The organism is Aquibaculum arenosum (genome assembly GCF_029222965.1).
GTDB classification, from domain to species: Bacteria; Pseudomonadota; Alphaproteobacteria; order Kiloniellales; family DSM-21159; genus Aquibaculum; species Aquibaculum arenosum.
On record NZ_JARHUD010000002.1, the window covers coordinates 402,635 to 429,469 of the forward strand.

Annotated in this window: 28 protein-coding genes and 1 tRNA gene; 16 read left to right on the forward strand and 13 right to left on the reverse strand. The window is 64.9% G+C overall.

Annotation, left to right across the window (positions count from 1 at the left end; translation table 11 throughout):
- Positions 1 to 61: 61 nt before the first annotated feature.
- The 3 genes from ku to P2G67_RS04790 all read left to right on the forward strand — a co-directional run bounded on the left by ku (position 62) and on the right by P2G67_RS04790 (position 4,372).
- Complete coding sequence (gene ku, locus P2G67_RS04780; RefSeq protein ID WP_275820556.1) at positions 62 to 946, forward strand: non-homologous end joining protein Ku; 885 nt, start codon at positions 62 to 64, stop codon at positions 944 to 946.
- Complete coding sequence (ligD, locus tag P2G67_RS04785; RefSeq protein ID WP_275820557.1) at positions 946 to 3,423, forward strand: DNA ligase D; 2,478 nt, start codon at positions 946 to 948, stop codon at positions 3,421 to 3,423. The genes ku and ligD overlap by 1 nt, the downstream gene beginning before the upstream one ends.
- 94 nt (positions 3,424 to 3,517) lie before the next feature.
- Positions 3,518 to 4,372: an SDR family oxidoreductase gene (locus P2G67_RS04790; protein ID WP_275820559.1), complete on the forward strand. Its 855-nt coding sequence runs from the start codon at positions 3,518 to 3,520 to the stop codon at positions 4,370 to 4,372.
- An 18-nt stretch (positions 4,373 to 4,390) separates the two neighbouring features.
- Here the strand turns inward: P2G67_RS04790 and folK are convergent, their stop codons facing one another.
- Positions 4,391 to 4,918, reverse strand: coding sequence for a 2-amino-4-hydroxy-6-hydroxymethyldihydropteridine diphosphokinase (gene folK, locus P2G67_RS04795; RefSeq protein WP_275820561.1), 528 nt, complete (start codon positions 4,916 to 4,918; stop codon positions 4,391 to 4,393).
- 171 nt (positions 4,919 to 5,089) lie between these two features.
- On the opposite strand from folK, the gene P2G67_RS04800 reads away from it, so the two are divergent.
- Positions 5,090 to 5,695: a LabA-like NYN domain-containing protein gene (locus tag P2G67_RS04800; protein ID WP_275820563.1), complete on the forward strand. Its 606-nt coding sequence runs from the start codon at positions 5,090 to 5,092 to the stop codon at positions 5,693 to 5,695.
- A 38-nt stretch (positions 5,696 to 5,733) separates the two neighbouring features.
- Complete coding sequence (locus tag P2G67_RS04805; protein ID WP_275820565.1) at positions 5,734 to 6,387, forward strand: uracil-DNA glycosylase; 654 nt, start codon at positions 5,734 to 5,736, stop codon at positions 6,385 to 6,387.
- Positions 6,388 to 6,422: 35 nt separating this feature from the next.
- Here the strand turns inward: P2G67_RS04805 and smpB are convergent, their stop codons facing one another.
- Both smpB and dapA read right to left on the reverse strand, forming a co-directional pair.
- Positions 6,423 to 6,884 carry an SsrA-binding protein SmpB gene (gene smpB / locus P2G67_RS04810; RefSeq protein ID WP_275820567.1) on the reverse strand — a complete coding sequence of 154 codons (462 nt, stop codon included), beginning with the start codon at positions 6,882 to 6,884 and terminating at the stop codon, positions 6,423 to 6,425.
- Between the two features lie 41 nt (positions 6,885 to 6,925).
- A complete protein-coding gene (gene dapA, locus P2G67_RS04815; RefSeq protein WP_275820569.1) occupies positions 6,926 to 7,813 on the reverse strand; it encodes a 4-hydroxy-tetrahydrodipicolinate synthase in 888 nt (295 codons plus the stop codon).
- Positions 7,814 to 8,030: 217 nt separating this feature from the next.
- Here dapA and P2G67_RS04820 point away from each other — a divergent pair, with 217 nt between their 5' ends.
- From P2G67_RS04820 to P2G67_RS04850, 7 genes are all read left to right on the forward strand, one after another.
- On the forward strand, positions 8,031 to 10,040 hold the full coding sequence (locus P2G67_RS04820; protein ID WP_275820571.1) for a lytic transglycosylase domain-containing protein: 2,010 nt from the start codon (positions 8,031 to 8,033) through the stop codon (positions 10,038 to 10,040).
- A gap of 5 nt (positions 10,041 to 10,045) precedes the next feature.
- Positions 10,046 to 10,729: a haloacid dehalogenase type II gene (locus P2G67_RS04825; protein WP_275820573.1), complete on the forward strand. Its 684-nt coding sequence runs from the start codon at positions 10,046 to 10,048 to the stop codon at positions 10,727 to 10,729.
- A gap of 38 nt (positions 10,730 to 10,767) precedes the next feature.
- Positions 10,768 to 11,760, forward strand: a complete 993-nt coding sequence (locus P2G67_RS04830) for a threonine ammonia-lyase (protein ID WP_275820575.1) — start codon at positions 10,768 to 10,770, stop codon at positions 11,758 to 11,760.
- A gap of 94 nt (positions 11,761 to 11,854) precedes the next feature.
- Positions 11,855 to 12,817 carry a sulfotransferase domain-containing protein gene (locus P2G67_RS04835; protein ID WP_275820577.1) on the forward strand — a complete coding sequence of 321 codons (963 nt, stop codon included), beginning with the start codon at positions 11,855 to 11,857 and terminating at the stop codon, positions 12,815 to 12,817.
- A 131-nt stretch (positions 12,818 to 12,948) separates the two neighbouring features.
- The gene (gene fabI / locus P2G67_RS04840) at positions 12,949 to 13,788 is read left to right on the forward strand and encodes an enoyl-ACP reductase FabI (RefSeq protein WP_275820579.1); all 840 of its coding nucleotides are present in this window, start codon (positions 12,949 to 12,951) and stop codon (positions 13,786 to 13,788) included.
- 4 nt (positions 13,789 to 13,792) lie between these two features.
- Positions 13,793 to 14,890 carry a chorismate synthase gene (gene aroC, locus P2G67_RS04845; RefSeq protein WP_275820581.1) on the forward strand — a complete coding sequence of 366 codons (1,098 nt, stop codon included), beginning with the start codon at positions 13,793 to 13,795 and terminating at the stop codon, positions 14,888 to 14,890.
- Entirely contained in the window at positions 14,887 to 15,396 is a 510-nt protein-coding gene (locus P2G67_RS04850) for a GNAT family N-acetyltransferase (RefSeq protein WP_275820583.1), read from the forward strand. Before aroC ends, P2G67_RS04850 begins: the two co-directional genes overlap by 4 nt.
- 19 nt (positions 15,397 to 15,415) lie before the next feature.
- Here P2G67_RS04850 and rnk read toward each other — a convergent pair whose 3' ends face one another.
- Both rnk and P2G67_RS04860 read right to left on the reverse strand, forming a co-directional pair.
- Positions 15,416 to 15,838: a nucleoside diphosphate kinase regulator gene (rnk, locus tag P2G67_RS04855; RefSeq protein WP_275820585.1), complete on the reverse strand. Its 423-nt coding sequence runs from the start codon at positions 15,836 to 15,838 to the stop codon at positions 15,416 to 15,418.
- A complete protein-coding gene (locus P2G67_RS04860) occupies positions 15,835 to 16,263 on the reverse strand; it encodes a GreA/GreB family elongation factor (protein ID WP_275820587.1) in 429 nt (142 codons plus the stop codon). The genes rnk and P2G67_RS04860 overlap by 4 nt, the downstream gene beginning before the upstream one ends.
- 470 nt (positions 16,264 to 16,733) lie before the next feature.
- On the opposite strand from P2G67_RS04860, the gene P2G67_RS04865 reads away from it, so the two are divergent.
- Both P2G67_RS04865 and rpsU read left to right on the forward strand, forming a co-directional pair.
- Entirely contained in the window at positions 16,734 to 16,889 is a 156-nt protein-coding gene (locus tag P2G67_RS04865; protein ID WP_275820689.1) for an entericidin A/B family lipoprotein, read from the forward strand.
- 194 nt (positions 16,890 to 17,083) lie between these two features.
- Positions 17,084 to 17,287, forward strand: coding sequence for a 30S ribosomal protein S21 (gene rpsU / locus P2G67_RS04870; protein ID WP_275820589.1), 204 nt, complete (start codon positions 17,084 to 17,086; stop codon positions 17,285 to 17,287).
- Positions 17,288 to 17,514: 227 nt separating this feature from the next.
- Here rpsU and P2G67_RS04875 read toward each other — a convergent pair whose 3' ends face one another.
- The 5 genes from P2G67_RS04875 to P2G67_RS04895 all read right to left on the reverse strand — a co-directional run bounded on the left by P2G67_RS04875 (position 17,515) and on the right by P2G67_RS04895 (position 23,056).
- The gene (locus P2G67_RS04875; protein ID WP_275820691.1) at positions 17,515 to 18,297 is read right to left on the reverse strand and encodes a 3-hydroxybutyrate dehydrogenase; all 783 of its coding nucleotides are present in this window, start codon (positions 18,295 to 18,297) and stop codon (positions 17,515 to 17,517) included.
- Positions 18,297 to 19,658 carry an RsmB/NOP family class I SAM-dependent RNA methyltransferase gene (locus tag P2G67_RS04880; protein WP_275820591.1) on the reverse strand — a complete coding sequence of 454 codons (1,362 nt, stop codon included), beginning with the start codon at positions 19,656 to 19,658 and terminating at the stop codon, positions 18,297 to 18,299. Before P2G67_RS04880 ends, P2G67_RS04875 begins: the two co-directional genes overlap by 1 nt.
- Positions 19,655 to 21,118, reverse strand: coding sequence for an IMP dehydrogenase (guaB, locus tag P2G67_RS04885; protein ID WP_275820593.1), 1,464 nt, complete (start codon positions 21,116 to 21,118; stop codon positions 19,655 to 19,657). The genes P2G67_RS04880 and guaB overlap by 4 nt, the downstream gene beginning before the upstream one ends.
- Positions 21,119 to 21,212: 94 nt before the next feature.
- The gene (locus P2G67_RS04890; RefSeq protein ID WP_275820595.1) at positions 21,213 to 21,959 is read right to left on the reverse strand and encodes an RlmE family RNA methyltransferase; all 747 of its coding nucleotides are present in this window, start codon (positions 21,957 to 21,959) and stop codon (positions 21,213 to 21,215) included.
- Positions 21,956 to 23,056, reverse strand: a complete 1,101-nt coding sequence (locus P2G67_RS04895) for a Ppx/GppA phosphatase family protein (RefSeq protein WP_275820597.1) — start codon at positions 23,054 to 23,056, stop codon at positions 21,956 to 21,958. Before P2G67_RS04895 ends, P2G67_RS04890 begins: the two co-directional genes overlap by 4 nt.
- Before the next feature lie 179 nt (positions 23,057 to 23,235).
- Here P2G67_RS04895 and P2G67_RS04900 point away from each other — a divergent pair.
- Both P2G67_RS04900 and P2G67_RS04905 read left to right on the forward strand, forming a co-directional pair.
- Positions 23,236 to 23,309 (forward strand) — tRNA-Gln (locus tag P2G67_RS04900).
- A gap of 228 nt (positions 23,310 to 23,537) precedes the next feature.
- Positions 23,538 to 24,086: an SEL1-like repeat protein gene (locus P2G67_RS04905; RefSeq protein ID WP_275820599.1), complete on the forward strand. Its 549-nt coding sequence runs from the start codon at positions 23,538 to 23,540 to the stop codon at positions 24,084 to 24,086.
- Positions 24,087 to 24,152: 66 nt separating this feature from the next.
- Here P2G67_RS04905 and P2G67_RS04910 read toward each other — a convergent pair whose 3' ends face one another.
- The 3 genes from P2G67_RS04910 to P2G67_RS04920 are packed head-to-tail and all read right to left on the reverse strand — an operon-like array spanning position 24,153 to position 26,775.
- A complete protein-coding gene (locus P2G67_RS04910) occupies positions 24,153 to 25,193 on the reverse strand; it encodes a heme-dependent oxidative N-demethylase family protein (protein WP_275820601.1) in 1,041 nt (346 codons plus the stop codon).
- Between the two features lie 11 nt (positions 25,194 to 25,204).
- Entirely contained in the window at positions 25,205 to 26,167 is a 963-nt protein-coding gene (locus P2G67_RS04915; RefSeq protein WP_275820603.1) for a PDR/VanB family oxidoreductase, read from the reverse strand.
- A complete protein-coding gene (locus P2G67_RS04920) occupies positions 26,164 to 26,775 on the reverse strand; it encodes a dimethylamine monooxygenase subunit DmmA family protein (RefSeq protein ID WP_275820605.1) in 612 nt (203 codons plus the stop codon). Before P2G67_RS04920 ends, P2G67_RS04915 begins: the two co-directional genes overlap by 4 nt.
- Positions 26,776 to 26,835: the final 60 nt, after the last annotated feature.

Genomic DNA, 26,835 nt, shown 5'->3' on the forward strand with positions numbered 1-26,835 from the left:
TGCTTGCCGGACGTTGTGGTGGCGAACAACGTCACGCTTGATATTGGGCCGGGAGGTGTCGATGGCATCCTTGGGAAACGCCGTCTGGACGGGCCAGATTCGTCTGTCGCTGGTATCGCTGCCAGTGAAACTTTACGCAGCCACCCAATCCCGCGCGAAGCTGGCGTTCCATCAGGTCCACGAACCCTCGCGCAAGCGTGTCCGCTACGAAAAGGTGGTTCCCGGCATTGGACCGGTGGACAAGGACGAAATCCTGCGCGGCTACGAGTACGAGAAGGGCCGCTACGTCCTGCTCTCGGACGAGGAAGTCAACGACATCAAACTGGACGCCAAGAAGACCCTTGAGCTCGTCCAGTTTGTCGACCACTGCGAGATCGACCCGATCTACTTCGACCGCCCCTATTTCGTGGTCCCTGACGGCGAGTTGGCCGAGGATGCCTTCCGCGTGGTGCGCGACGCTCTGCGCCGCAGCCGTAAGGTGGGTCTGGGACAGATCGTGGTGCGCGGGCGGGAGTACATCGCCGCGCTTGAGCCCTGCGGCAAGGGCATGCTGCTGGAGACCCTGCGTTTCGACGAGGAACTGCGGCGCAGCGATGCCTATTTCGAATCCATTGCCGATACCAAGAGCGACAAGGACCTGGTCGCCCTGGCCGAAGAACTGATCGAGCGGCAGGCCGGCCCCTTCGAGCCGGAGAGCTTCACCGACCGCTATAGCAAGGCGCTGGAACAACTTGTGAAGGCGAAGATCAAGGGCCGCGAAGCGGTGTCTCTGGAAAGCGAAGAAACCACATCTGACCAGGGCGGCGAGGTGGTCGACCTGATGCAGGCCCTGAAGAAGAGCCTTGGAGACAAGAAGGGCGGCACAACCAAACGCAGCAGCAAAAGCAAAGCGTCTGGGCGATCCAAGAGCACCAGTAGCCGCAAGCGGTCCGGCAAGGCAGCGTAATGGCCGAGGCACGGCTGGAACGCTACCGCGCGCTGCGCGACTTTGCGCGCACAACAGAACCCTCAGGCAAAGGCACTGGCGGTCGCAGACGCAAGGCGGAGGGTTCCTTCGTCGTGCAGAAGCACGCGGCGCGGCGCCTGCACTATGATATTCGGCTCGCGCATGCGGGGGTGCTGCTGAGCTGGGCCGTGCCGCGCGGCCCCAGCCTCGATCCTTCGGAAAAGCGGCTGGCCGTGCGCACAGAAGACCACCCTCTCGACTATGCCGACTTCGAAGGCACGATCCCCAGGGGCGAATACGGTGGCGGCACCGTGATGCTGTGGGATCGCGGCTCCTACAAGCCACTCGCGGATTTCGAGGAGGGCTTGAAGCGCGGCAAGCTGGAGTTCGAACTGGCGGGCGAGCGACTGCATGGCCGCTTTGCGTTGGTACGTCTGCGCGGCCGCAAAGCCGAGAAGCGAGAGAACTGGCTGCTGATCAAGCAGAAGGACGAGGTGGTCGATGCCGACTGGCAGGCTGAAACCTTTGACACCAGCGTCGCTAGCAGCAGGGACATGGACGCCATCGCGCAGGCGGCGCCCGCCGGTGGCGGCCGGGCCGTAAAACGCCGGAGCCGAACAAAAACGCGCTCTGCCCCACCGCCGGCCTTCGTGGCGCCACAGCTCGCGACCCTGGTCGATGCGGCGCCGGAGGGGGAGGACTGGCTGCACGAGATCAAGTACGACGGCTATCGCCTGCTCGCGGCCGTGTCCGGCGACAGGGTGCGGCTCTACACCCGATCGGGGCGGGACTGGACCCACCGCTTCGGGTCGATCGCCGAAGCACTGAAGGCGCGCGACTGGCCGCCGGTCCTGCTCGATGGCGAGGTGGTGGTGGCCGGCACCGGCGGTCGCTCGGACTTCGGCGCCCTGCAAAAAGCCCTGAAACAAGGCAGCGGAGATCTCGTCTACTACCTTTTCGATTTGCTGCGCCACGACAAAGCGGACCTGCGCTCGCGGCCGCTGCTGGAACGCAAGGAGGCGCTGCAGAAGCTGCTCGGCCGGCGTCGCGATGCCTTGCGCTACAGCGACCATGAGCGCGGTCGCGGAGATCGGGTGGCCAGGCAGGCCTGCCGCCTGGGCCTGGAAGGCATCATCTCGAAGCGCGCGCAGGCCCCCTACCGCTCCGCACGTAACCGTGACTGGCGCAAGGTGAAGTGTGTCCGCCGCCAGGAACTGGTGATCGGCGGCTGGTCGCCTTCGACCCGCCAGCGTCCCTTCGCCTCCCTGCTGCTCGGCGCCTGGGAGGGCCCGCAATTACTCTACGCTGGCAGGGTTGGAACCGGCTTCGATGAACAGACACTGGAGCGTCTCGGAGCGGATCTGCGCAAGCGCGAACGAAAGACCTCGCCCTTCGAGGCGGTCCCGGCAGCGATTGCTCGCTCCGCCCACTGGTGTCGGCCCGACCTCGTGGCAGAAGTGGCCTATAGCGAGATGACCCACGACGGGAACCTTCGCCACGGCGTTTTCCTGGGGCTGCGCGAGGACAAACCGGCAAGGAGCGTTGTCATGGAAGCTCGCAAACCCGCAGAAAACGAAAGCAAGAACGAGAAACCTGCCGGGGTGACGCTGACCAACCCGGAGCGGGTGCTCTTCCCAGCCATGGGCACAACGAAACGCGATCTGGCCGATTATCTGGTCGCGGTCGCCCCGCGCCTGCTGCCGCAACTGGCTGGCCGACCGGTGAGTCTGGTGCGCTGCCCCCAGGGACGTGCCAAGACCTGCTTCTTCCAGAAGCACGCCGGCGAGGGCTTTCCCGAAGCCTTCGGAAGCATCTCGATCGCCGAGAAAAACGGCGCGGAGCGCGCATACGTCCTTGTCGAAAGCGAGGCGGCACTGGCGTCCTGTGCCCAGATCGGCGTGCTGGAGCTGCATGTCTGGGGCAGTCGCAAGGACGCCATCGAGAAGCCCGACCGCATCGTCTTCGACCTCGATCCCGACGAGTCCGTGTCCTTCCCCGCGGTTCGCCGGGCTGCGCGCGACCTGGCGGACATTCTGGAGGAAGCCGGCCTAGTATCCTTTCCGCTGATCACCGGCGGCAAAGGGGTGCATCTGGTCGTCCCGGTGGTGCGACGGCACAGCTGGGACACGACCTCGACCTTCGCCAAAGCCTTTGCCGAAAAGATGGCGGAACTGGACCGGAAGCGATTCGTGGCAACCATGTCGAAGGCAAAGCGCAAAGATCGGATATTCATCGACCACTTTCGCAACCGCCGCGGTGCCACGGCTATTGCCCCCTACTCGCCGCGTGCGCGCGAAGGTGCGCCTGTGGCCCTGCCGGTCACCTGGAGCGAGCTATCGAGCCTAAAACGGGCCAACGGCTTCAGTTTTAAGGAGGCCATCGAGCGCGTGAAATCCGATGATCCCTGGAAGGGCTATGCGGACCTGCGCCAGTCACTGACTGCGCAAAAGCTGCAGCGGATTGGTCTCGAACTCTAGGAACCAGCAATCCCTCCAGTTTGTGACCCACGGAACCCCATGCCTGCGACGGCGATTTCGCGACATTGAGCTACCGCCAAATGAGGAGAGCGCCATGTCGTCCATCGAGACCCCTCCACCACAGGAGCAGGAGAGCCAGCCCGGAGAAGAACGGGAAATGGTCCCGGCGCCCGCCTTCCGCCCCCGCTATCCCGGGGCGGCGAAGCTTGATGGACGGGTTGCTTTGATCTCGGGCGGGGACAGCGGCATCGGCCGCGCGGTTGCCTTGGCCATGGCCCGGGAAGGCGCGAGGGTCGCTTTCGTCTACCTCGAAGAGGATGATGATGCGCAGGATACCCTGGCCCTGCTGCGCGAAGAAGGCAGCGAGGGACGGGCGATAAAGCGGGATATCAGCTCGGAACTCTCATGCCAGGAGATTGTGGAGGAAACCCTGGCCCATTTCGGCCGGCTCGACATCCTGGTCAACAACGCCGCGGAGCAGCACGTCCGTCGCCGTTTTGAGGAGATCACTGCCGAAGAACTGGAGCGAGTCTTCGGCACAAATGTCTTCGGCTACTTCTATTTGACCAAAGCCGCCTTGCCGCATCTCGGCCGTGGCGCCTGCATCATCAACACCAGCTCCATCACGGCCTACAAGGGGCATCCCCTGCTCATCGACTACGCCGCCACCCGCGGTGCGATCGTCTCCCTCACCCGCTCCCTGTCTCAGTCCCTGCTCGACCGCGGCATACGGGTGAATGCGGTTGCGCCGGGGCCGATCTGGACACCGCTGATCCCGGCAAGCTTTGACGAAGAGATGGTCTCCGAGCACGGGGACAGCGCGCCGCTGGGGCGCGTCGGGCAGCCGAACGAAGTCGCCCCCAGCTATGTCTTCCTGGCCAGTGAGGATGCGTCCTATATGACTGGTCAGGTGCTGCATCCGAATGGCGGCACCGTGTTGAACGGCTGAGTGCGATTCCAGCGCCCTCTACTCCAGTGGCTGTGTCTGCTGTTCCTCGGGAAGACGCGCGGCGATATCGGCAATCGCTTCGCCACTGACCGGATGGCGCCAATTGCGCGATACATCCTGCAACGGCAGCACCACGAAGGCGCGTTCTTGAAGCCTCGGATGCGGCAGGCGCAGATCCGAATCGGGCGGCGAGACGATCCCCCGGTAGTCGATCAGATCGAGATCGAGAATCCGGGCCTCATTCCGCAGCCGCCGCTCGCGCCCGAACTCCGCCTCGACCTGATGGAGCACGGCCAATAGATCGGCAGGCGCGAGGGCTGGCTCCGGCTCGACCGCTGCCACACCATTGACGAACCAAGGCTGGTCGGAGCGCGGGACCGGCGCGCTGCCAAACCAGCGCGAACGACGCAGCAAGGGCACGCCCAGTTCCGCCAGTCGAAGCAAAGCAGCCTCGCAAACCGCACGTGGTTGACCATGCTCGGGATGCGGCAGATTGGAGCCTATAGCTATCAGGATCACCGACACCAAACCTTCATTATGGTCCATAAACCAAAGTATCGCTCAACTGATGTATAACCATGGCATTGCACGCACAGCACGCTCATGCCAATTTGCGGGCACCCGGCCACTGTGTCCTCTTTTTAACCGCAATGGCCCGCGCATTTCATTCCTGATGCGACACTTCAACAGCATTCTGCCGACAAGGATCCCTGTCTCATGAATTTCTACCCTGAAGAGCGCGTCGCTCTCTTCATCGATGGCGCGAATCTCCACTCGACTGCAAAAAGCCTCAATTTCGACATCGATTACAAACGGCTGTATGATCTTTTTGCCAGTCAGGCCCGCCTTCTGCGTGCTTTTTACTACACAGCCATGCTGGATGAACAGGAGTACTCACCGCTCCGCCCGCTGATCGACTGGCTCGACTACAACGGCTACTCCCTGGTCACCAAGCCAGTCAAGGAGTTCACCGACGGCACCGGTCGTCGTCGCATCAAGGGCAACATGGATATAGAGCTGGCCATCGACATGATGGAACTGGCCAACCGCCTCGACCATGTGGTGCTCTTCTCCGGCGACGGTGATTTCCGCCGCCTGATCGAAGCCGTGCAGCGGCGCGGCGTACGCGTCACGGTCATCTCCTCGATCAAGGCCCAGCCGCCCATGGTCTCAGACGACCTGCGCCGCCAAGCCGACAATTTCGTCGACCTCGTCCAGCTTCGCGAACACATCCAGCGCCAGAATGGCGAGGGTCGCCGGTCGCAGCGCCCGCTCGGTGAAGAAGTCGACGGCCCGGAGCTTGACGAAGAGCGCCAGGACTGAGCCTGTCTCGACCGGTGCATGAGCAGGCATAGTCGTCCATGACGTTCACCGTTCCCCCGCATGACTGTCCACGCTGCCCGCGGCTTGCGGGCTTTCGCGCGGACAACAGAGTGCGCTTTCCCAGCTACCACAATGCGCCGGTGGCTTCCTTCGGCCCCGAGGATGCGCGTTTGCTCATCCTCGGGCTGGCGCCGGGCCTGCACGGCGCCAATCAGACCGGCCGACCCTTCACCGGAGACTATGCCGGCGACCTGCTTTACCCGACGCTAGTGTCTGAAGGCTTCGCCAGTGGTGACTATGGGCGCCGCCCCGATGACGGACTGCAACTCAAGGATTGCCGCATCAGCAACGCTGTGCGCTGCGTTCCACCCGAGAACAAGCCGACCACAGCAGAGATCAAAGCCTGCCGCCCATTCTTCGAAGCGGAACTGGCCAACCTGAAGCAGCTTCGCATCGTGCTGGCGCTGGGGCGCATTGCACACGACCAGCTGCTGGCGACCCTCGGCTTGCGGCGCAACACTTATGCCTTCGCCCATGGCGCGCTACACCGCTTGCCGAACGGCCTCCTCTTGGCCGACAGCTACCACTGCTCACGCTATAACGTGAACACGCGTCGCCTGACGCCGGAGATGTTTCATACGGTGGTTGCGCGCTTGCGCGCAGAACTGGACGCCGCACCAAGCGACCGCTGAGGCCGCCCTGAGGCCAGAAAAACCCGCTTCAAAAGTTAGCCGCGGTCACGCAGCAGGCGAGCTTTCTGGCGCTGCCAATCGCGCTTCTTGATGTCTTCGCGGCGGTCGGCCTTACGCTTGCCCTTGGCCAGACCGAGTTCCAGTTTGGCCATGCCGCGATCATTGAAGTAGATGGCAAGGGGCACCAGGGTGTAGCCGTCACGGCGCACCAGCCCCAGCAGGCGTTCTCGCTCACGGCGGTGCACCAACAGTTTGCGCGCCCGCTTGGGTTCATGGCCGAAGCGATTGGCCGGCGCATACTCGGAGATATGCGCGTTGAGCAGATAGAGCTCGCCCTTCTGCTCCGCCGCGTAGGATTCGCCCAAAGAGGCCTTGCCTGCTCTCAGAGATTTCACCTCCGAGCCCATCAGGACAAGACCGGTCTCCAGCCGCTCCTCGATGAAGTAGTCGTGCGTCGCCCGGCGATTCTGGGCGACGACCTTTCGCCCCTGCGCCACGGCTCCGGTCCTCTTCAGTCTTGTGTTGCTGTCCCGGGCGGCTAGTTGAGCAGCCCTGCGTGAATCATCGCGTCGCGCACTCGCTTCTGGGTCTCCGGCGTAACCTGCACCAGCGGCAGCCGCAGTTCATTGCGGCAGTGGCCCAGCAGGGAGAGCGCATACTTCACCGGCTGCGGGCTGGGCTCGATGAACAGCGTGGTGTGTAGCGGCATCAGGCGATCGTTGATCTCCTGCGCGGCCGCGATGTCACCACGCTTCCAGGCCGTGTGGAACTCTGCGCACAGACGCGGGGCCACGTTGGCGGTCACGGAAATGCAGCCATGCCCGCCCTGCGCCATGTAGGGCAGAATGGTCGCGTCCTCGCCGGAGAGCTGACAGAAGTCCTTGCCGATGGCGGCCCGGGTAAGCGCGGGGCGCACCAGATCGGCGGTTGCGTCCTTCACGCCGGCGATGCGCGGCAGCTCCGCCAGCCGGGCCATGGTTTCCACGCTCATGTCGACAATGGAGCGGCCAGGAATGTTGTAGATCAGGATCGGCAGGCTGCTGGCATCGTGGATCGCCTTGAAGTGCTGGTAGAGCCCTTCCTGGTTCGGCTTGTTGTAATAGGGCGTCACCACCAATGCGGCATCGGCACCTGCTTTCTCGGCATGCTGCATGAAGTCGATGGCTTCAGCGGTGGAGTTCGAGCCGGCGCCTGCGATCACCGGTGCCCGGCCCGCGGCGGCCTCAATGCAGAGTTCGACCACGCGCTTGTGTTCATCATGACTGAGAGTCGGCGACTCACCCGTCGTACCGACCGGAACCAGGGCATCGGTGCCTTCATCGATCTGCCATTTGACGAAATCGCGAAAACCCTGCTCGTCCACGCGATTATCGACGAAGGGAGTGATCAAGGCGGTCAGGGAGCCCGTAAATAGCGGCCCGGTCATGGTATCCTAGCCTCGCATAGCTGCAGAACATTATTCTTCCCGGAAAGCGGCTGCTCGCCGGGTGAAGTGGCGCAAGATAGCGTTCGCCCTCCGTGGGAACAAGCAGCCCGAATCGCATCATAGATCGCATTCTCTTGGGGCTGCAGCACGGGCGTGGTAATCAATGGCAAGCTGGGGGCTGTATCCGGTTAAAGTAGGAGTTGGCAGCGTGTTCCGAATGGCCGTTACCACCGCGGTTTTCCTCTTGGCCCTCTTCGCCGGGCCGGCACAGATGGGCGGTGCCTCCGCCCACGCGCAGGACGGGGCGGAACTGCAGCGCCTCGACCGGTTGATGGACCTGATCGACGAGGATCGCTACGACGAAGCCGTGGCGCTCTCCCGCGACCTGAGCGACCCGGCCCTACGCGACCTCGTGCAATGGCGTCGCCTGATGCGCGAAGGAACGCGTGTCGGCTTCGGCGAACTGGCCGACTTTCTGGAAACGCATGGCCATTGGCCCAGTGCCAGCACCCTTGCCCGCTATGCCGAGGTTGCCCTGCCCGACTGGCTCGGCGCCCAGGAAACCGTCGACTGGTTCCGCCAGCATCCGCCCAAGACGGGCGATGGAGCGCTCCGCTTTGCCCGCGCCCTTGCGGGGCTTGGCCTGCGCGATGAAGCCCAGGACGTCGCCCGAAACGCCTGGCACAACCTCTCCCCCTCTTCATCGACCGAAAGCGCGCTTTTGGCCGAGTTTCCTGCAGCATTCACGGAGGCCGATCTCGCGGCGCGCGTTGAACGCCTGCTGCAGAACGGCGACCGCTCGGCCGTGGCACTGGCGCAGCGCCTGGGAGCTGATCAAGCCCAGTTGGCCGAAGCCCGACTGCGCCTGGCCACCATGCAGGGTGGTGTCGACGCCGCAATCGAGGCACTTCCCGATGGCCTGCGCAACGATCCGGGCCTGACGTACGAGCGCGCGCGTTGGCGCCTGCGCAGCAACGCCTCCGACGGTGCGCTGGATCTGCTCGACCCCGCGCCATCGGTGTCAGAGCTCACCGCGGACCACTGGTGGCGGGTAAAGCATTGGGCGGCTCGGCGCGCCCTGCGCCAGGGTCAAGCCGCCACCGCCTACCGTATCGCCAGCAGCCATGGTGCCGACTCCGGCCTCACCATGGCAGAAGGCGAGTTCCTGGCGGGCTGGATCGCACTGCGTTTCCTCAACGACCCGGAACAGGCCTACCGCCACTTCGACCGCCTCTATCACAACGTCTCCATGCCGATTTCGCTCGGGCGCGGCGCCTACTGGGCCGGCGAAGCAGCAAAGGCCATGGGGCGCGAGGATTGGGCCACGCAGTGGTATCGGGTGGCAGCCCAGTACGACACGGTGTTCTATGGTCAGATGGCCGGCCTGCACCTGGGCGCCCTGCCCGTCGGCGGTCTGGATGCTGTGGTTCAGCTCAGCGAAAGCGAGCGCCAGGCTTTCGAACAGGCGGACCTGACCCGCGTCACCCGCGCCCTCGCGGCGCTCAACCGACAGGATCTCCTGCCCTTCTTCTTCCTGGCTCTGCGTTCCAACGCAAGCTCGGCAGAGGACTATTACCTGGCGGGCCGCCTGGCACTCGACCTTGGCTATCCCGAGCAAGCGGTCCGTGTCGGGCGCATGGCCCTCACCGATGGACATCAGCTTTCCGGTCTGCTCTATCCGCCGCCACCGGTCGATCTCAGCGGTGACCCCGATGGGCCGCTTCTTCTCGGCTTGATGCGCCAGGAAAGCGCCTTCGACCGCCGCGCGGTGAGCCCGGCCGGCGCTCGGGGGCTGATGCAACTCATGCCCGGCACGGCTGAACAGGTGGCCCGGCGCATCGGCGTCAACTACAGCTTCGATCGCCTGACCACTGACCCGCAGTACAACATCCGCCTGGGGCGCGACTATCTGGAGCGCATGCTGGACCGCTATGCGGGCTTCCTGCCGCTGGCCCTGGCTGCCTACAATGCCGGGCCTGGCCGCGCCGATCAGTGGATCGTGGAATTCGGTGATCCGCGTCACCCCAGCGTCGATCCCATCGACTGGATGGAGCAGATCCCCTTTTCCGAGACACGCAATTACGTTCAGCGTGTGCTGGAATCCTACACAGTCTACCAGCGCCGTCTGCGCCCCGACGACAACCCCTTCGTCGCCTTGCCCCGGCCGACGCCGGTGGCACTGCACGAGATTGAACCCGAGCCGGCTGAAAGCAGCCTCGAGAACTGAGCGCCATGACCCCGCTGACCGGCATCCGTGCGTGCGTGTTCGATGCCTATGGCACGCTGCTCGATGTCCATGCCGCGGCAAAGCGGGAATCAGAGGCACAAGGTATGGATCTGGCCCGCCTCTCTGTCGTCTGGCGGCAGAAGCAGCTCGAGTACACCTGGCTGCGCAGCCTCATGGGCCGCTACGTCGACTTTGAGCGAATCACGGCGGATGCCCTCGACTATGCGCTCGACAGTGAAGGTCTCGTCGATCCGCAACGGCGGGAGCGGCTGCTGGCACTCTACCGCCGGCTGGATGCCTACAGCGATGCTGCAGCATGTTTACGAGACCTGCGGGACCGCGGCTTGGCGACCGCCATCCTGTCCAACGGCAGCCCTGCGATGCTGGACGCTGCCGTGGAAGCCGCCGGACTGACGCCGCTGCTCGATCAAGTGCTCTCAGTCGACGCACTGGGCGTCTACAAGCCCGATCCGCGGGTTTATCACCTGGCTGTGGAACGATTGGAAATGCCGGCGAACGCCATCCTGTTCGTCTCCGCCAACGGCTGGGATGTCGCCGGGGCGGCGGCCTTTGGCTTCCGAGTGGCTTGGCTGAACCGGACTGCTGCGCCGCCGGAGCGGCTGGACGCCCAGCCTGACCGCATCGTCGCCACGCTTGACGAGATCGGCGCGCTGCTGGGAATCCCCTGAGCACACAACAGACACAACGAAACCAGGAGCATAGGTGAATGACGGGAGATGAGTTGCCTCGTTACGAGGACGTGGAGGCAGCAGCGGAGCGGCTTCGTGGCCAGGCGGTTCTTACCCCCCTGCTCGAGTCCGATGAACTGAACCGCCGCACCGGCGGGCGCATACTCATCAAGCCTGAGGTGCTGCAGCGCACCGGCTCCTTCAAGTTCCGTGGCGCCTTCAACCGGATCAGCCGCATACCCAAGGGTGAGCACTCCAAGGGTGTCGTTGCCTATTCCTCCGGCAACCACGCCCAGGGCGTGGCAGCCGCCGCCGCACGGTTGGGCTTGCCGGCCACCATCGTGATGCCGGCCGACGCGCCCGCAATCAAGCTGGTAAACACCCGCGCCCTGGGTGCCACGGTGCTCACCTACGATCGCTATCGCGACGTGCGCGAAGAGGTCGCGGCCGAGGTCCAGGCCACCACCGGCGCCACGCTGGTGCGCCCCTACGACGACCGCCACGTAATCGCCGGGCAGGGCACGGTCGGCCTGGAGATCGTGCAGCAGGCCCGCGAACTTTCGCTCACGCCTGACGCCATTCTCGCCTGTTGCGGCGGCGGCGGCCTGACTGCCGGGATCGCGCTCGCGGCCAAAGCCCTGTCTCCCGAGACCGCGGTCTACACCGTTGAGCCTGAGGGCTTCGACGACACCGCGCGCTCCCTGGCTGCCGGTATGCGTCAGGAAAACAGTGCTGACGCCCGTTCGATCTGCGACGCTCTTCTGGCACCCACCCCCGGCGAACTCACCTTTGCGATCAATCAGACGTGCACCGCGGGTGGTGTGGCGGTGAGCGATGCAGCCGTCCGGCGAGCCATGGCCTTCGCCGCCCGGCGGCTCAAGCTGGTGGTGGAGCCCGGCGGTGCCGTCTGCCTCGCCGCCCTGCTCTCCGGGCGCTTCGATGCCAAGGGCAAGGTGATCGCCATCACCTTGTCCGGCGGCAATGTCGACGATGCCCTGCTGGCCGAAGTCCTAGGCGAAAACGAAGACTGAAGCCGGCGCCGCCGTAAGCTGCGCCCCGCCCGGCGTTGTCAGTGGGCGGCGCGCTTGCTATTGCTCCCCACCTTCCCCGAATTTTGGACTGTCCATGCGCTCGGTCATCGAAACCCTCATTCGCGAAGCGACCCTGCTCTGCTGCTTCTTTCTCCCTCCGGAGCGGCGCATCGCGCTTGAGCGGCGCATTCGCGGCCGTTTCGAGTGGCAGAAGCTGCGCGGCTGCGACGTCGTTGTCGTTTCTTTCGGCAAGAGCGGGCGCACTTGGCTGCGGGTGATGATGTCGAGGCTCTATCAATTGCGCCACGGCCTGCCCGATCAGATGCTGCTGCAGTACGACAACATGCACCGACGCAACAGCGCGGTGCCCAAGGTTCACTATAGCCACGACAACTACCTAAAGGACTACACCGGCCACGACGCCGACAAGTCCGACTATCGCGACACCCCCGTGGTACTCCTCGCGCGTCACCCGGCCGACACCGCCGTGTCGCAGTACTTCCAGTGGAAGTACCGGATGCGCAGCCGGAAAAAGAAAATCAACGACTATCCGGACGAAAATGCGGACATCTCGATCTACGATTTTGTCATGCAGAGCGATGCCGGACTGCCGAAGATCGTCGACTTCATGAACCTCTGGGCCCGCGAGGCCCCCAAGCTGCAAGCCCTGCTTCTGGTGCGCTATGAGGACATGCGCGCCGATCCTGGCGAGGCGCTGGTCCGCGTCATGGAGTTCATCGGCACGCCGGCAACAGCGGAGGAGATCCAGGAGGCGGTTGACTTCGCCTCTGTCGAGAACATGCGCAAGATGGAAAGCCAGCGGACCTTTTGGCTCTCCGGCAGCCGCATGACCACCAAAGACACCAGCAACCCGAACGCCTACAAGGTGCGCCGGGCCAAGGTCGGCGGCTGGCGCGACTATTTCGAACCGGAAGAGATCGAGGCTGTGGAACGCTACCTCACGGAAAATCTTGACCCCTTCTTCGGTTACGCCGGGCCTCCCGTTAGGCCTTCCACCGTGGCGGAGACCGAGACCACAGCCGAAGCGAAACCCTGACATAAACGTGGCCTCCCAACGGACTTCTTCCGCGAAGAGCCTGCCTTTGACCGCCCGGGTGCTTGGTGTAGACTGCCGCGCCTTTTGACAGTTTGTGCCGCGTTGCCGGCCGCCTTCGAGCGAGTAACCTGATGAGTGAATCTTCCCTGCTGATGTCCGGCAAACGTGGCTTGATCATGGGGGTGGCGAACGACCGCTCGATCGCCTGGGGCATTGCCAAGGCCCTGCATGAGCAAGGAGCACAACTGGCCTTCACCTATCAGGGAGACGCATTGGCCAAGCGCGTGCGTCCACTGGCCGAATCGGTCGACAGCAACCTCGTCTTGCCCTGCGATGTGACCGACGAGGACTCCATCGACGCCGTCTTCGAATCTCTGGGCAAATCCTGGGATGGCCTCGATTTCGTGGTCCATGCCATCGCCTACGCCGACAAGGACCAGCTCAAGGGGCGCTACCTCGCCACAACCCGCGACAACTTCGTACGCAGCCTGGACATCTCCTGCTACTCCTTCACGGCGGTAGCGCAACGCGCCGTGCCGATGATGCGCGAAGGCGGCAGCCTCCTCACCCTCACCTACTATGGGGCCGAGCGCGTGATGCCGCACTACAACGTCATGGGCGTGGCCAAGGCCGCCCTGGAGGCGAGCGTGCGCTATCTGGCTGCCGATCTCGGCGCCGAGGGCATCCGGGTCAACGCCTTGTCTGCCGGTCCGATCAAGACGCTCGCGGCTTCGGGAATTGGCGACTTCCGCTACATTCTCAAGTGGAACGAGTACAACTCTCCGCTGCGGCGGAACGTCTCGCTGGACCAAGTGGGCGGCTCGGCGCTCTATCTGCTTTCCGACCTCTCCTCCGGCGTTACCGGCGAAGTACACCATGTGGACTCCGGCTATCACACCGTCGGCATGATGGAGGTCGACGCAGCGCCGCAGATCCGCGATCTGCTCGAAGGCTTCAAGTCGCAAGGCTGATAGCATGCCCGGCAATTCCTTCGGCGAGGCTTTTCGCTTCACCACCTGGGGCGAAAGCCACGGCCCGGCCATCGGCTGTGTCATCGACGGTGTGCCGCCGCTCATCTCCCTAAGCGAGAGCGATATCCAGCCCTGGCTCGACAAACGCCGTCCCGGACAGTCGCGCTACACCACCCAGCGGCGCGAACCGGATCGGGTGGAAATTCTCTCCGGCGTTTTTGAGGGCCGCACCACTGGCACACCCATCGCGCTGGTCATCCGCAACGAGGATCAGCGCTCCAAGGACTACGGCGAGATCGCGTCCAAGTTCCGGCCGGGCCACGCCGATTTCACCTACTTCCGCAAGTACGGCATCCGCGACTACCGCGGCGGCGGGCGCTCCAGCGCACGCGAAACCGCCATGCGCGTGGCCGCCGGCGGCGTTGCGCGCAAGGTGATTGAGCAACTGCTTGGCGCGGGAAGGGTTTCGCTCCGCGGTGCGCTGGTGGAGATGGGCGGTCGTGCGGTGGAACGGGCTCGCTGGGATTGGGACGAGGTGAACCGCAACCTCTTCTTTGCGCCTGACGCCGAAGCCGCAGCGCAGTGGGCGGAAGACCTGGACAAGGCGCGCAAGTCCGGCACGTCCCTTGGGGCGATTGTCGAGGTGGTGGCCGAAGGCGTGCCGGCCGGACTGGGCGAACCGGTCTATGACAAGCTGGACGCCGATTTGGCGAAAGCGATGATGTCGATCAACGCCGTCAAGGGCGTGGAGATCGGCGCCGGCTTCGAGGCTGCCCGTCTCGACGGTGAGGCCAATGCCGACGAGATGCGTATGGCCGGCAACCAGGTTTCCTTCCTGTCGAACAACGCCGGCGGGGTGCTGGGCGGCCTTTCCAGCGGACAGGACATCGTTGTGCGTTTCGCCGTCAAGCCGACCTCCTCCATCCTGACGCCACGGCGCACCGTCGATCGCTTCAACCGGGAGACTGAGATCGTCACCCGCGGCCGCCATGATCCCTGCGTCGGCATCCGGGCTGTGCCTGTGGGCGAAGCCATGATGGCGCTGGTCCTGGCCGACCACCTGCTGCGCCACCGGGGCCAGGTGGGGCATCTTCCGGAATGAAACCGGCGGCCAAAGCACCGCATCGCTTCCGGCCGGCTCAGCCGGGCGACGTGCCGCTGCTCGCGACGCTGCTCACTGAAACCTTTGCCTTCTACGGCGAAGAACCACCCTGCCCGCGTACCGAGTTGGAAAGCCGCCTGGCCCGTCATCTGGGCGCAGATCCGGGTTTCGAGGCGCTGCTGGTCGAAACGACTGACGACGAGATACTGGGCTATGCGCTCTATGCTCCGGTGTTCTGGACCAGCGATTGTGCCATGGGCCTGTTCCTGAAGGAAATCTACCTGCGGCCGCGCGCCCGCGGGGCGGGCCTCGGCCGCGCCCTCATGGCCGAACTCGCCCGTACGGCGAACGCGCGGGGCTGGACCAAGCTGGTCTGGACCGTCGACCGGCCGAACCGCAGCGCGCGCCGCTTCTACGACAGCCTTCCCGGCGCGCGGCAGTTGGACAAGCTCGTCTATCTCCAGGCCGGTGAGGCGCTGAAGCGCCTCTCGGCCAAGGACATCTGAGCACAACAGCTCCTGGACCTCAGTCCGCGTTACCGGGGCGCACAGAGACTACGGTCAACTGCCGCTCGCTGCCGTCGCGGGTTTCCCAGTCGATGCACTGCCCTTCGGACAGGCCGATAAGCGCCGTGCCAATCGGCGTAAGCACCGAAATGCGCCGGCGGCTGATATCGGCCTCCCCCGGCAAGACGAGCTGCACCGTCTGAGTGCGACCATTGGTTTCGTCGCGATAGGTGACCTCGGAACCCAGGGTGATAACGCTCGGCGGAATGGATTCTGCCGGCCGCACCTCGGCGCGCTCGAGTTCATCCAGCAAACGCTGCGCCACGTCTTCGCTGTGCTCCAAAGCTCCAACGGCGAGACTTTCGAGGCGCTCGTATTGACCGGCATCGATGATGACTGTTGGCGCGCTTTCAGGCGCCGATTCGACAGGTAACTGGCTCATTGTGCCGCTCCTTCTAGTGTATGGTTGAGACTGGCCTCCGGCTGCCACGTTACCTGTTCAAGGATGACGGGCCAGAAGGAGGAGTCGCGCATGCAGACCTGCGCTTGGTCGCCGGCGCTCATGCCCAGCAATGTGATGCCCAGGGGCGTGTAAAGCCCCAGCGTCAGACCCGGGGCCCCGTGGCGCGTATCAAAAGCGAGAACGCGGGCCTCGGCCGCCCGCCCCTCAAGCCGGAAGACGACCCGGCTGTTGAGCGTCGCAACACTTGCCGGCATGTCCTGCGGCAAAATAACCCGCGCCGCCGCCAGTTTCTGCCGAAGCAGGAAACTGACAAGCGGATCGCCATGCTCGGCGGTTTCTGCCAACTCCTGCAGCACGGCGTAGTCACCGGCCGTGAGCAGGCAACGGCCTGCAGCCGCTTTCACCTGGACCAGGTGTTGCGCGGTCGGAACGAAACTTCCGGTCCGGGGCTCAGGGACCGCTGTGGGAACCTGCGGCGCCTGGGAGGCGCCACAGGCGACGCAATGGGATGATGACGCAGCCATAAGGCACTCCACCCGGAGGATTTCGCACTATCCTCTGTTCGCGTGATTGAACGGATTCTGGAGGCCCCGGGCGGGGAAGCTTTACGAAAGCACAATCCACGCCCGGGGCAAATCGCCCGAGCGCAATGTTCCTGCGTGATGCAAGAAGCGGGGGTATGTCGCAAAGCGTCTCATGCCAGCATGATGCGCCGGACTTGGATGGCTGTCAAATAGCCTTCGGCGTGCCGCATCCCGGCTGACCCGCGATCCGGGAACCTATCGACACTGCCGGCGTTAATCTCCTGCTAAGGGGCAGATGCTTGCCTTGAGCAACGCTTCGCCCATAATCGAAAGGAGAGTGTATCTTGTCCATGCCGCTCAATCATCGTCTTGCTACCGCAACCCTTTTCGCAGCCTTGCTCTTTGGCGCCAGCGCCTGCAACACCATGCAGGGCATGGGCGAAGACATCGAATCAGGTGGCGAAGGCCTGCAGCACGAGGCTGAGGAAACCCAGGACGAGTTGTGATCGCTGCGTTAGGGTGACCAAACCTGACCTCCGGCCCCGACCGTCCCGCGCGCTTCTCCTTCTTTGGAGGCCGGGGCGGATCGGTGCAACTTTGCCTTCACAGGGGCCGGAAGCTGTGTTAGGTAAGTGCCACTTGCCCGCCTCTTAAGGTGGGTTTTCCTGCATGCATTCAAGAGCTGGAGGTCTAGGCCACCGTGCAAGTCCACGTTCGCGACAACAATGTCGATCAAGCGCTGCGCGCGCTTAAAAAGAAGCTGCAGCGGGAGGGTGTCTTCCGCGAGATGAAGCTGCGCCGCCACTTCGAGAAGCCGTCTGAGCGCAAAAAGCGCGAGCAGGCTGAGGCTGTGCGCCGCTATCGCAAGCTTCTGCGCAAGCGTATGGAACGCGAGGGCTTCTGAGTGTCCGATCGGCGATCCCCCTGGATCGCCCGGCATCCGACCCCGGCTTGATTCCAGGGTAAGACGCGGCCACCACGGCCGCGTTTTCTCTTTGCAGTACATTATCGGCAAGCGTGCGACACCGTGCACCCGGTGCTGGCAAACGCGCTCAAGCGGAGCAGTGGAATCCCGCAAGCAGCCCGGAGCGCACAGCCCCGGGCCAGCCAGTTCTCAAGTTTGCGAGCGGGCTACTGCGCCGTCCAGGCGCCATCCACCGGCAGGCTCGCGCCGCTCATTTGATCGGCATTAGGCCCGCAGAGGAAGAGGGTGAGGCCGGCCAGCTGCTCTGGCGTGACGAACTGGCTCGCCGGCATCTTTTCGCTCACGAGGCGGGTTTTGGCGGTTTCCTGATCCAGCCCTTCCTGCTCGGCCAGCGCGTCGACCTGCTTCTGGACCAGCGCTGTGAGCACCCAGCCCGGGCAAAGGGCATTGCAGGTCACGCCGCTGCCGGCCGCGTCCAGCGCCGTCGCCTTGGTCAGGCCGACAATCCCATGCTTGGCCGCTACATAGGCCGACTTGTGCTTGGAGGCCACCAGGCCGTGCACCGAGGCAACGTTGATGATCCGCCCCCAACCGGCCTCACGCATCGACGGCAGCGCCAGGCGCGTGGTGTGGAAGGCTGAGGAGAGGTTGACCGCGATGATCGCGTCCCAACGCTCCGGCGGAAAATCAGCGATGTCCGACACGTGCTGAATGCCGGCATTGTTGATCAGGATGTCGATAGGGCCGTGGGTGTCTGCCGCGGCGGCCATCATCGCCTCGATTTCCGCCGGCTTCGACATGTCTGCGGCATGATAGCTGGCCTTCACTTGGAACTGCGTTTCCAGGCTTTCGCGCTGCGCCTCGATCTCTGCAGCATCGCCGAAGCCGTTGAGCGCCACGTTCGCCCCGGCTGCAGCCAGAGTCTCGGCCATGGCCTTGCCAATGCCACTGGTCGACCCGGTGATCAGGGCCGTCTTGCCTGCCAACATCATGGTTTCTCTTCCTCCCTAGACTCTGCTTCGTCAGGTTCACTCACGTTTGGCGCCGCGCGTTCCAGGACGGCGACGAAAAAGCCGTCGGTGCCATGCTGCGCCGGAGTCAGCCGCAACATCGGCCCTTCGCAGGGCGGCGCGCCCTCCATCGAATCATCCCAGAGCTCGGCCAAGGGCAACAGGCGAAAATCTTCGCGGGTGGCAATGAAGCGTTCCACCTGCTCCTCGTTCTCCTCACGCAGGAGCGAGCAGGTGGCATAGGTCAGGCGGCCGCCGGGGCGTACCAAGCGGGCGGCGCTTTCCAGGATCGAGGCCTGCAGAGCCAGCAGTTCATCGAGTCCCGTTTCATCAAACCGCCAGCGCGCCTCGGGATTGCGCCGCCAAGTGCCGCTGCCGCTGCAAGGGGCATCCACCAGCACACGGTCGAAGCTGCCCTTGTGGCGCTTTACCCAAGGATCCCGCTCGCTGCTCAGCGGCCGCCGGGTGGCGTTGTGCACACCCGAGCGGCGCAGGCGCAGGGCAGAGCGCTCCAGACGTTTCTCCAGAACGTCGCAGGCGACGAGTTGGCCGCGATTGTCCATTTCACCGGCCAGCGCGAGGGTCTTGCCGCCGGCACCGGCACAGAAATCGCACACCCGCATGCCCGGCCTGGCACCGGTCAGCAATGCCACAAGCTGCGAGCCTTCGTCCTGCACCTCCACGAAGCCGTCACGAAAAGCCCGCGTGGCCGCCACCGGTCGACGCCCGTCTGCCCGCAGTGCCAGGGGCGACCACTGCCCCGGCCAGGTCGAAATGCCCTCCTCAGCCAACGCGTTCCGCGCCGCCTCGCGCGTGGCCTTGAGGCGATTGACCCGCAGGTCGACCTCGGCCGGTGCGCGCATGGCACGCAACTCCGCCTCAGCCTGCGGCCCCAGCGCCGCCTCGAAGCGCGGCAGCAGCCACTCGGGCACCTCCAGCGCCACCGAAGGGGGCTGCTCGGCATGTTCGAGCGGCTGTCCGGCGAGACGGGCAATCCAGTCCGCCTCCGCAGCATCCGACGACGGCGGCCCATAGCGATCACCGCCGTCCAGCAGGCGCAGCAGCTCCTCTGCGCTCGTGCCCTGTTCGAGCAAGGCGAAGGCCAGCACGCGCGCACGCGCGCCGTCCGGAACGTAGAGTCGCTCAAGCCACCAGCCCAGCCGCGCCTGCGCCCGCAGGCAGCCCCAGACCAGTTCGGACACCGCTCGGCGGTCCTTGGAACCGATGTAGCGACGCTGCTTGAACCAGGCCGAGGCAACCCGATCGGCCGGCTTTGGCGCCGCCTCGCCAATGGCCTCCAGCAGCGTGATTGCAGCCTGCAGGCGTGCGGCTGGCGTCATCCCTTATGCTGATAGTTCGGCGCTTCGCGCGTCACCAGAACGTCGTGGACATGGCTTTCGCGCAGGCCCGCGTTGGTGATCTTCACGAAGCGGCAGTTGCGCTGCATGTCGGGGATCGTGGCGTTGCCGGTATAGCCCATGGCGGCGCGCAGGCCGCCGACGAGCTGATGCACCACACCGCCCACCGGCCCCTTGTAGGGCACCTGGCCCTCCACGCCCTCGGGCACGAGCTTGAGCTGATCGGCCACCTCCTGCTGGAAGTAGCGGTCGGCTGAGCCGCGGGCCATGGCGCCGAGCGAGCCCATGCCGCGATAGGCCTTGTAGGAGCGGCCCTGGTAGAGAAAGACCTCGCCCGGGCTCTCGTCCGTCCCGGCAAGCAAAGAGCCCACCATGGCGCAGTCGGCACCCGCGGCAATCGCCTTGGCCAGATCGCCGGAGAACTTGATGCCGCCGTCGGCAATGACCGGGGTGTCCAGTTCGCGGCAGGCGGCAACCGTGTCCAGCAAGGCCGTGAGCTGCGGCACACCGACACCCGCCACCACACGCGTGGTACAGATGGAGCCCGGCCCGATGCCCACTTTCACCGCATCGGCGCCGGCGTCGATCAAGGCCTTTGCACCCTCCGCGGTGGCCACGTTGCCGGCCACCACCTGCACCTCCTGGGACAGCCGCTTGACCCGCTCGACCGCCTGCATCACGCCCTGTGAATGACCGTGGGCGGTGTCCACCACCAGCACGTCGACCTCGGCGGCCAGCAGGGCCTCGGCCCGACGCAGCCCGTCGTCGCCCACACCCACGGCAGCCGCAACGCGCAACCGGCCATGAGGGTCCTTGCAGGCGTTGGGGTAGGCCTGGGCCTTCTCGATGTCCTTCACCGTAACCAGGCCGGTGCAGCGATAGTCGCCGTCCACCACCAGCAGCTTCTCGATGCGATGCTGATGCAGCAGGCGCTTGGCCTCGTCCCGGCTGACCCCGTCGGCGACGGTCACCAGCTTCTCATGGGTCATCAGCTCCTGCACCGGCTGATTGGGGTCCGTGGCAAAGCGGACGTCGCGGTTGGTCAAGATACCGACCAGCTTGCCGCTGTTGCGCTGCACCACCGGAATGCCGGAGATGCGGTTCATCTCCATCAGTGCCAGGGCGTTGGACAAGGGCTCGTCTGGATAGATGGTGACCGGATTGACCACCATGCCGCTTTCGAACTTCTTGACCTTGCGGACCTCGTCCGCCTGCTCATCGGGCTTCAGGTTCTTGTGCACCACGCCCATCCCGCCGGCCTGGGCCATAGCAATCGCCAAGCGCCCCTCCGTCACGGTATCCATAGCGGAGGACAGCAGCGGGATGCCGAGCTGAATACTGCGGGTGAGTCGGGTACGGGTATCGGCGGCGGCTGGCAGCACGGCGGAAGCGGCCGGCTGCAACAGCACGTCGTCGAAGGTCAAAGCTTCACGGATTTCCATGCCAAAAGCCCTCGGACGGCGGGGAATTGGCGGCGCATCCTACACCAGGAGGAAGACCGCTCAAGGACACTCTGCGCGGCAGACCGCATGCCGGTCATGCACCGGCCTCGTCCCGGCTATCATCCGCACTTTCAACCCGGCTGCCCTGCCCCGACGGGGGCCGATAGCCGGTCGCGACCACAAACAGCTCCGGCGACTCCGCGCGACTCGACGGCGGCTTGATGTGGCGCACCTTGGCGAAGCACCGCTTCAGGCGATCCAGCAGCTCCTTTTCGCTGCCGCCCTGCCAGACCTTGGCCACGAAGCCGCCGCCGGGAGCCAGCACCTCTTCGGCAAAATCCAGCGCTGCCTCGGCCAGCCCCATGATGCGCAGATGGTCGGTCGACGAGTGTCCAGAGGTCGGCGGTGCCATATCAGAGAGCACCAGATCAGCCGGACCACCCAGCCGCGCGCGCAGTTGATCGGGCGCCGTGTCATCCAGGAAGTCGAGCTGCATCAGATCAACGCCGGGGAGAGGATCGACAGGCAGCAGGTCGATTCCCACCACCTTGCCTTTGGCGCCGACTCTGCGCGCGGCCACTTGGCTCCAACCGCCGGGCGCCGCGCCCAAATCCACCACCCGCTGGCCCGGCTTAAGCAGCTTCACCTTCTCGTCGATCTGCAGCAGCTTGAAAGCAGCGCGGGAGCGATAGCCCTGTGCCTTGGCTTCGGCCACCCAGGGGTCGTTGAGCTGGCGCTCGAGCCAGCGCACCGAGGAGGCGCGCCGCCCCTTTGCGGTTTGCACACGCTGGCGCAACTGGCGTTGGCCGCGCCCGGATTTGCCGGCCGATCTGCCGCTCATGCCGCCCCTGCCCTGCTGAGGTCTTCGTGAATCATGCGCGTGAGCATGCCCTCGCGCAGCCCCCGGTCCGCCACGCGCAAACGCGTGAGTGGCCAGAGCTCGAGAACGGCCTCGACGATGGCACAACCGGCTACCACGAGATCCGCACGCTGAATGCCGATGCAGGGATGCGCCGCGCGGGCCGGAAAGTCCAGCTCGCGTACAAGCCGGCTGGTGCGCAAGACCGTCTCCCGGCTCAGGTGCAATCCATCAACCCGGTCACGCTGATAGCGCGGCAGGTCGAGGTGCACCCCGGCCAGGGTGGTCACCGTGCCCGAAGTGCCCACGAGTTGCAGCGCGCCAGCCTGCGCCAGGGCGAGCAGTTCGCCTTTTGGATCAAAGCTATGCAGCGCCTCCGTAACCTGGACTATCATCCGGCGGTACACCAGTTCAGAGACATCGCGCCCGCCGTGCCGCTCGGCCAGTGTGACCACGCCGAAGGGCAGCGAGAGCGACCGGCGCAGGCGCCCAATGGCCTCCCCCTGATCGCGCTCAAGCCAGCAGACCTCGGTGGAGCCCCCACCTATGTCGAGCACCAGGACATGGGGCCGCTCCGGCTCGAACAGCGGCGCACAGCCGTGATAGGCCAGCTCCGCCTCCTCGGCGGTGCTGATCACCTCCAGGTCCAGTCCGGTCTCCTGACGCACGCGCTCGAGAAAGACCGTGCCATTCGCGGCCCGGCGGCAGGCTTCCGTGGCAATGGCCCGCAAGCGTTCGACGCGGCGGTAGCGCAGCTTGCGCGTGCAGACCGCAAGCGCCGCCACAGTGCGATCCATCGCCGCTTCGCTCAGCCGGCCGCTGGTCTCCAGCCCCTCCCCCAGGCGGACGATGCGCGAAAAGGCATCGACCACGCGGAAGGAGTCCCCGGCGCGGCGCGCCACCAGCAAACGGCAGTTGTTGGTGCCGAGATCGAGCGCGGCATAGACAGAGGGCACGCGCTGGCCCGCTCGTGCCGCAGCGGAGGCGCCGGCAAGCGCGCTGTGCCCAGCCGTGCCAGGGCCCTCTCGCCTCTCGCCCTGCTGCGCAACGGCTGTTTCTGCCAGGTCGGAATCATCCATAACACCATTCTACGGATCGCAGCCCGTCGTGACCAGATGCCCATCAGCCCCGCTTGTGCGTGACGCACCATCATTGACGCTCTTCTCTGCGAGGAAGGGGGTTGAAACGCCCCGGTCACCTGGACTAGATACTGCCCAGCAACGGCGGCGGCGCTCCGGCGGAGGTCTGCGGCCAACGTTGGGGGATAGTTTAATGGTAGAACGGCGGACTCTGACTCCGCTAGTCCTGGTTCGAGTCCAGGTCCCCCAGCCAAACAAAAGTAGCGCCTCAGGCCCCGTCAGGGGCCTTTTTCATTTCACGACCCGCCACTCTCGCAAGCTTTGGGCCGCAGCGGACTGATTCCCCGATTGCGACGGCGGCAACTTCCTGCCTATCGTCACGAGACAAGCGCGTGCAGACGACGCGTAAGAGGCAGGTCGCGCCTGATTGGTAGCACTCGCACCAGCCGTCGCGCGCACCGCCAACCAGGGAGGGGATGGAATGAGACGAGTCTATCAGCTGGGGCTGAGTGCCCTGCCGCTGCTGCTGCTCGCCGGCGGCTGCGTCGGCGCCGCCACGGAAGGGGCCAACATCGCCAAGGACAAGGCGGTATTGGCTTCGAACATCGACGACGCCCGGGCTGGCGATGCTGAGGCGCAGTACAAGGTCGGCGATGCGCTTTGCTGCTCGGTAAACGAAGGCCACGGCTTCTACGATACGCCCGAGTCGGTTGGCTGGCTGTGCAAAGCGGCGGGGCAGGATTATGCGCCCGCCGCGCACATGCTGGGCGAGATCTATGCGGGTGACGTGGTCTCCGGCGTGCGGGTGCTGCGCCGCGTGGCGCAACGCCTGGCCGGCAGCAGCACCAACCTGCCGGTGGCTTACGCTTGGCTGCGCCGCGCCGAGGCCGGTGGGGAAACCGAGGCCGGCGAGACGGCCGACCAACTCTGGACCAACCTCTCGCGCAGCCAGCGCTATGAGGCCGAAGCCATGGCCGAAGGCCACCAAAGCCTGCCCTGCACCTGGGACGAGGTCATCGCCAGCGGGTGACGGAACGGGCGCGCGTCGGGGCCAACTCCCACCTCACTCAAGCAGCAGACGGATCGGGACTTTCACTCAGTCGGGAAAGATCCCGGGTGAGGTCGGCGCGCCGTCATCGTATTTGGAGAGGTACTCGAGAATCAGCGGCCGGTTGTCGATGAAGCCCTTGTAGGTCGCCAACTCCTCCGGCAGGTCCCGGATCACCCGGTGCAGCCGACGGCCCCACTTGGGAACGGTGACCAGGTCCTGCAGGCTGATCAGGTAGCAGCGGATCGGGAAGAGCAGGCCGTTCGAGCGCGGCAGGCGGTAGAAGGTCTGCAGTTCGACCCGGAGATGCAGCTTCTGCCCGATGTTCTCAGGCGTCAGCTCGCCGCGCATCACGCCCCACTTGTGGTAGTTCTCCGGGCTGGTGTCCAGCAGCGGGTTGACCGTCATGGTCCAGTTCAGCCGGCGTGCCGGCTCGCCCTGGCGGATGTTCAGCAGATACTGCAACGCCCGCTGAAAGATGCCCATCTCGTGCGCCTTCGGCACCGGGGCATGCCACTCGAAAAAGTTCATCCCGATGTCGAAATCCAGACTCCAGTCCGCCTGGGTGGTGACCATCCCGGCGTCCATCCAGAGGTTGTCATCCCGCTGATCGAGGACCGCGAAGTCGCCCTGGGCCTGGCGGGTGATGTACTCCAGCGGCCCATAGGGCAGCGTGGTCTCGTCCAGGAAGGTGAAGCTCTGGTCGATGCCCAGCGGCCGATTGATCCAGCGCCAGGTGTCGCCGTCCCGGTGCAGCTCGAAGTGCTCGGGGTAATCGGCCGCCTTGGAGGTCATGATGAGCTCCAGAACGTCCCATCCCGCCAAAGTCATGTGCGGCAGCGACTGGCAGCGTAGCGGATCCTCCGCCAGCACCAGCGCGCGGTCGCGCATCTCCGAGACATAGTGCTCGTCCACATCGAAGGCTGCCTCGAACACGCTTCCCGCTTGCACGGGGACGTGGCGCTCCATGTTGACCGAGTACATGTAGCTGTCTTTGTCGAAGGGGAAGGGAAAGCGCTGAATTGCCCAGTCCGAGTTGGAATAGGTGAAGTCGTCGCGGAAGCTCTCTTCCTTGAAAACAATGGTCATCGCATCCTCCCTCAGCGATCGAGAACGAGGGTCCTGCCCTCGAAGCGGGAGACACAGGGCATGATCCGCTCCCCGCTGGCCCGCTGCTCCTCGGTCAGCCAATGATCGTTATGTATGAGTGTCCCCTCGTGCTCGAGCACCCGGGTTTCGCACTGTCCGCAAGCTCCACCGCGGCAGAGATAAGGCGCGTCGACCCCTGCTTCCTCGATGGCTTCGAGCAGGGACTGGTGCTCGTCCACGGTGACGCTCTTGTTCGAGGCCGCCAGCCTCACCTCGAAAGGCTTGCCCGACGGCGGCGCCAGGAACTCTTCGGAATGCACCGCCTCGCGCGGCCAGCCGAGCTGCGTGGCCGTCTCCAGCACCCAGTTCATGAGGCCTTTGGGGCCGCAGACATAGAGGTGCGTGCCCAGTGGCTGCCCATCGAGCAGGGCTTCGAGATCGATCTTCTGTCCCTGCTCATCGAAATAGGTGCGCACCCGCCCTGGATGGGCCGCAAGCAGCGTGTCCGCATAGGCGGCAAGATCCGGTGAGCGCGCGGCGTAGTGCAGCTCGAAGCGGCCGCCCATCATCGAAAGCTGCCGGATCTGGGCCATGAAGGGCGTGATGCCGATGCCGCCCGCGATCATCAGGTGCTTGCGCGCGCGCAGGTCGAGCGCGAAGAGGTTCACTGGCGCGCTGATGGTCATTTCCATGCCCGGTTTGACCTGGCGGTGCATGAAGAGCGAGCCGCCGCGACCCGCATCGTCACGGCGCACGGAAATGCTGTAGGCGCGCGTGTCCGCCGGGTCGCTCATCAGGGAATAGGGATTGAGCCGACGCTTACCCTCATCGTGCATCTCGACTACGGTGTGCGCGCCCCCGGAAAAGCGCGGCAGTTCACCGCCGTCACTGCGCACGAAGCTGAAGCGCGTGATCAGATCGTTGACGGGTGTGACCTCGAAAACGGTCACCTGGAAATTGGCACCTCCACTCATGGGAAACGCTCCACTGGCTCGGGAATATCGCCTGGGTTCTCCGCATCGACGCACACGCCTTGAAAGGCCGCCATACGGCGCGAGTAGTGATCCCGCACGAAGAGATGGAGCCCGCAGTGCGAGCACTGGAAGGGGTCCATGGTGACGTCTTCCGTGATCCCCTTGCAGTGCACGCACTGTACGCGGCGGCAGAGTGAGCCGCGGTGCTCGGTCTGAATGGCGGTATGCGGAATGCCTTGGTTGGTGGCCTCAAGCATCGCCTGACCCATAAGGCCTTCGGTGCCACTGAGGTAGAGCTGCAGGCCCATATGAGCGCTGGACAGGACCCTATGCAGCCGCGGCACGACAGCCGAGTAGGAGGGCGCGATGTGCAACTGCGCCGGCTTCAAGCTTTCAAGCCTGGCGACCAGGGACTGTCCGGTCTCTTTCGGAATGAAGATGATGTGGGCCTTGTCGAAGAAACCCTCGGGGGCCGCGCGTGCCATGTCCAGGATGGCCTCGCCGCCTTCCGCGTCGGCCACGAAGAGATGCTGGGACCCGGAACGGGGCTCGAGCTCACCATAAACCGGCCGACTGAGAATGGTGGGCTGGATGGGCGAGTGCGACATGCGTCGGGCGCCTCCTTGTTTTTATGCTGGCTTGGAGAAGAAACGGAAAAGGGCGCAGAC

Bases quoted from the DNA above. Each gene is read 5' to 3' on its own strand.
- ku (WP_275820556.1), top strand. From the start codon at position 62: ATGGCATCCTTGGGAAACGCCGTCTGGACGGGCCAGATTCGTCTGTCG.
- P2G67_RS04880 (WP_275820591.1), bottom strand. From the start codon at position 19,658: ATGACGCCAGCCGCACGCCTGCAGGCTGCAATCACGCTGCTGGAGGCC.
- P2G67_RS04895 (WP_275820597.1), bottom strand. From the start codon at position 23,056: ATGGATGATTCCGACCTGGCAGAAACAGCCGTTGCGCAGCAGGGCGAG.
- P2G67_RS04835 (WP_275820577.1), top strand. From the start codon at position 11,855: ATGCGCTCGGTCATCGAAACCCTCATTCGCGAAGCGACCCTGCTCTGC.
- P2G67_RS04790 (WP_275820559.1), top strand. From the start codon at position 3,518: ATGTCGTCCATCGAGACCCCTCCACCACAGGAGCAGGAGAGCCAGCCC.
- P2G67_RS04850 (WP_275820583.1), top strand. From the start codon at position 14,887: ATGAAACCGGCGGCCAAAGCACCGCATCGCTTCCGGCCGGCTCAGCCG.
- P2G67_RS04825 (WP_275820573.1), top strand. From the start codon at position 10,046: ATGACCCCGCTGACCGGCATCCGTGCGTGCGTGTTCGATGCCTATGGC.
- P2G67_RS04800 (WP_275820563.1), top strand. From the start codon at position 5,090: ATGAATTTCTACCCTGAAGAGCGCGTCGCTCTCTTCATCGATGGCGCG.
- aroC (WP_275820581.1), top strand. From the start codon at position 13,793: ATGCCCGGCAATTCCTTCGGCGAGGCTTTTCGCTTCACCACCTGGGGC.
- P2G67_RS04830 (WP_275820575.1), top strand. From the start codon at position 10,768: ATGACGGGAGATGAGTTGCCTCGTTACGAGGACGTGGAGGCAGCAGCG.
- P2G67_RS04875 (WP_275820691.1), bottom strand. From the start codon at position 18,297: ATGTTGGCAGGCAAGACGGCCCTGATCACCGGGTCGACCAGTGGCATT.
- P2G67_RS04865 (WP_275820689.1), top strand. From the start codon at position 16,734: ATGCCGCTCAATCATCGTCTTGCTACCGCAACCCTTTTCGCAGCCTTG.
- P2G67_RS04905 (WP_275820599.1), top strand. From the start codon at position 23,538: ATGAGACGAGTCTATCAGCTGGGGCTGAGTGCCCTGCCGCTGCTGCTG.
- guaB (WP_275820593.1), bottom strand. From the start codon at position 21,118: ATGGAAATCCGTGAAGCTTTGACCTTCGACGACGTGCTGTTGCAGCCG.
- P2G67_RS04820 (WP_275820571.1), top strand. From the start codon at position 8,031: ATGGCCGTTACCACCGCGGTTTTCCTCTTGGCCCTCTTCGCCGGGCCG.
- fabI (WP_275820579.1), top strand. From the start codon at position 12,949: ATGAGTGAATCTTCCCTGCTGATGTCCGGCAAACGTGGCTTGATCATG.
- P2G67_RS04805 (WP_275820565.1), top strand. From the start codon at position 5,734: ATGACGTTCACCGTTCCCCCGCATGACTGTCCACGCTGCCCGCGGCTT.
- folK (WP_275820561.1), bottom strand. From the start codon at position 4,918: ATGGACCATAATGAAGGTTTGGTGTCGGTGATCCTGATAGCTATAGGC.
- dapA (WP_275820569.1), bottom strand. From the start codon at position 7,813: ATGACCGGGCCGCTATTTACGGGCTCCCTGACCGCCTTGATCACTCCC.
- P2G67_RS04890 (WP_275820595.1), bottom strand. From the start codon at position 21,959: ATGAGCGGCAGATCGGCCGGCAAATCCGGGCGCGGCCAACGCCAGTTG.
- P2G67_RS04920 (WP_275820605.1), bottom strand. From the start codon at position 26,775: ATGTCGCACTCGCCCATCCAGCCCACCATTCTCAGTCGGCCGGTTTAT.
- rnk (WP_275820585.1), bottom strand. From the start codon at position 15,838: ATGAGCCAGTTACCTGTCGAATCGGCGCCTGAAAGCGCGCCAACAGTC.
- P2G67_RS04910 (WP_275820601.1), bottom strand. From the start codon at position 25,193: ATGACCATTGTTTTCAAGGAAGAGAGCTTCCGCGACGACTTCACCTAT.
- ligD (WP_275820557.1), top strand. From the start codon at position 946: ATGGCCGAGGCACGGCTGGAACGCTACCGCGCGCTGCGCGACTTTGCG.
- P2G67_RS04915 (WP_275820603.1), bottom strand. From the start codon at position 26,167: ATGAGTGGAGGTGCCAATTTCCAGGTGACCGTTTTCGAGGTCACACCC.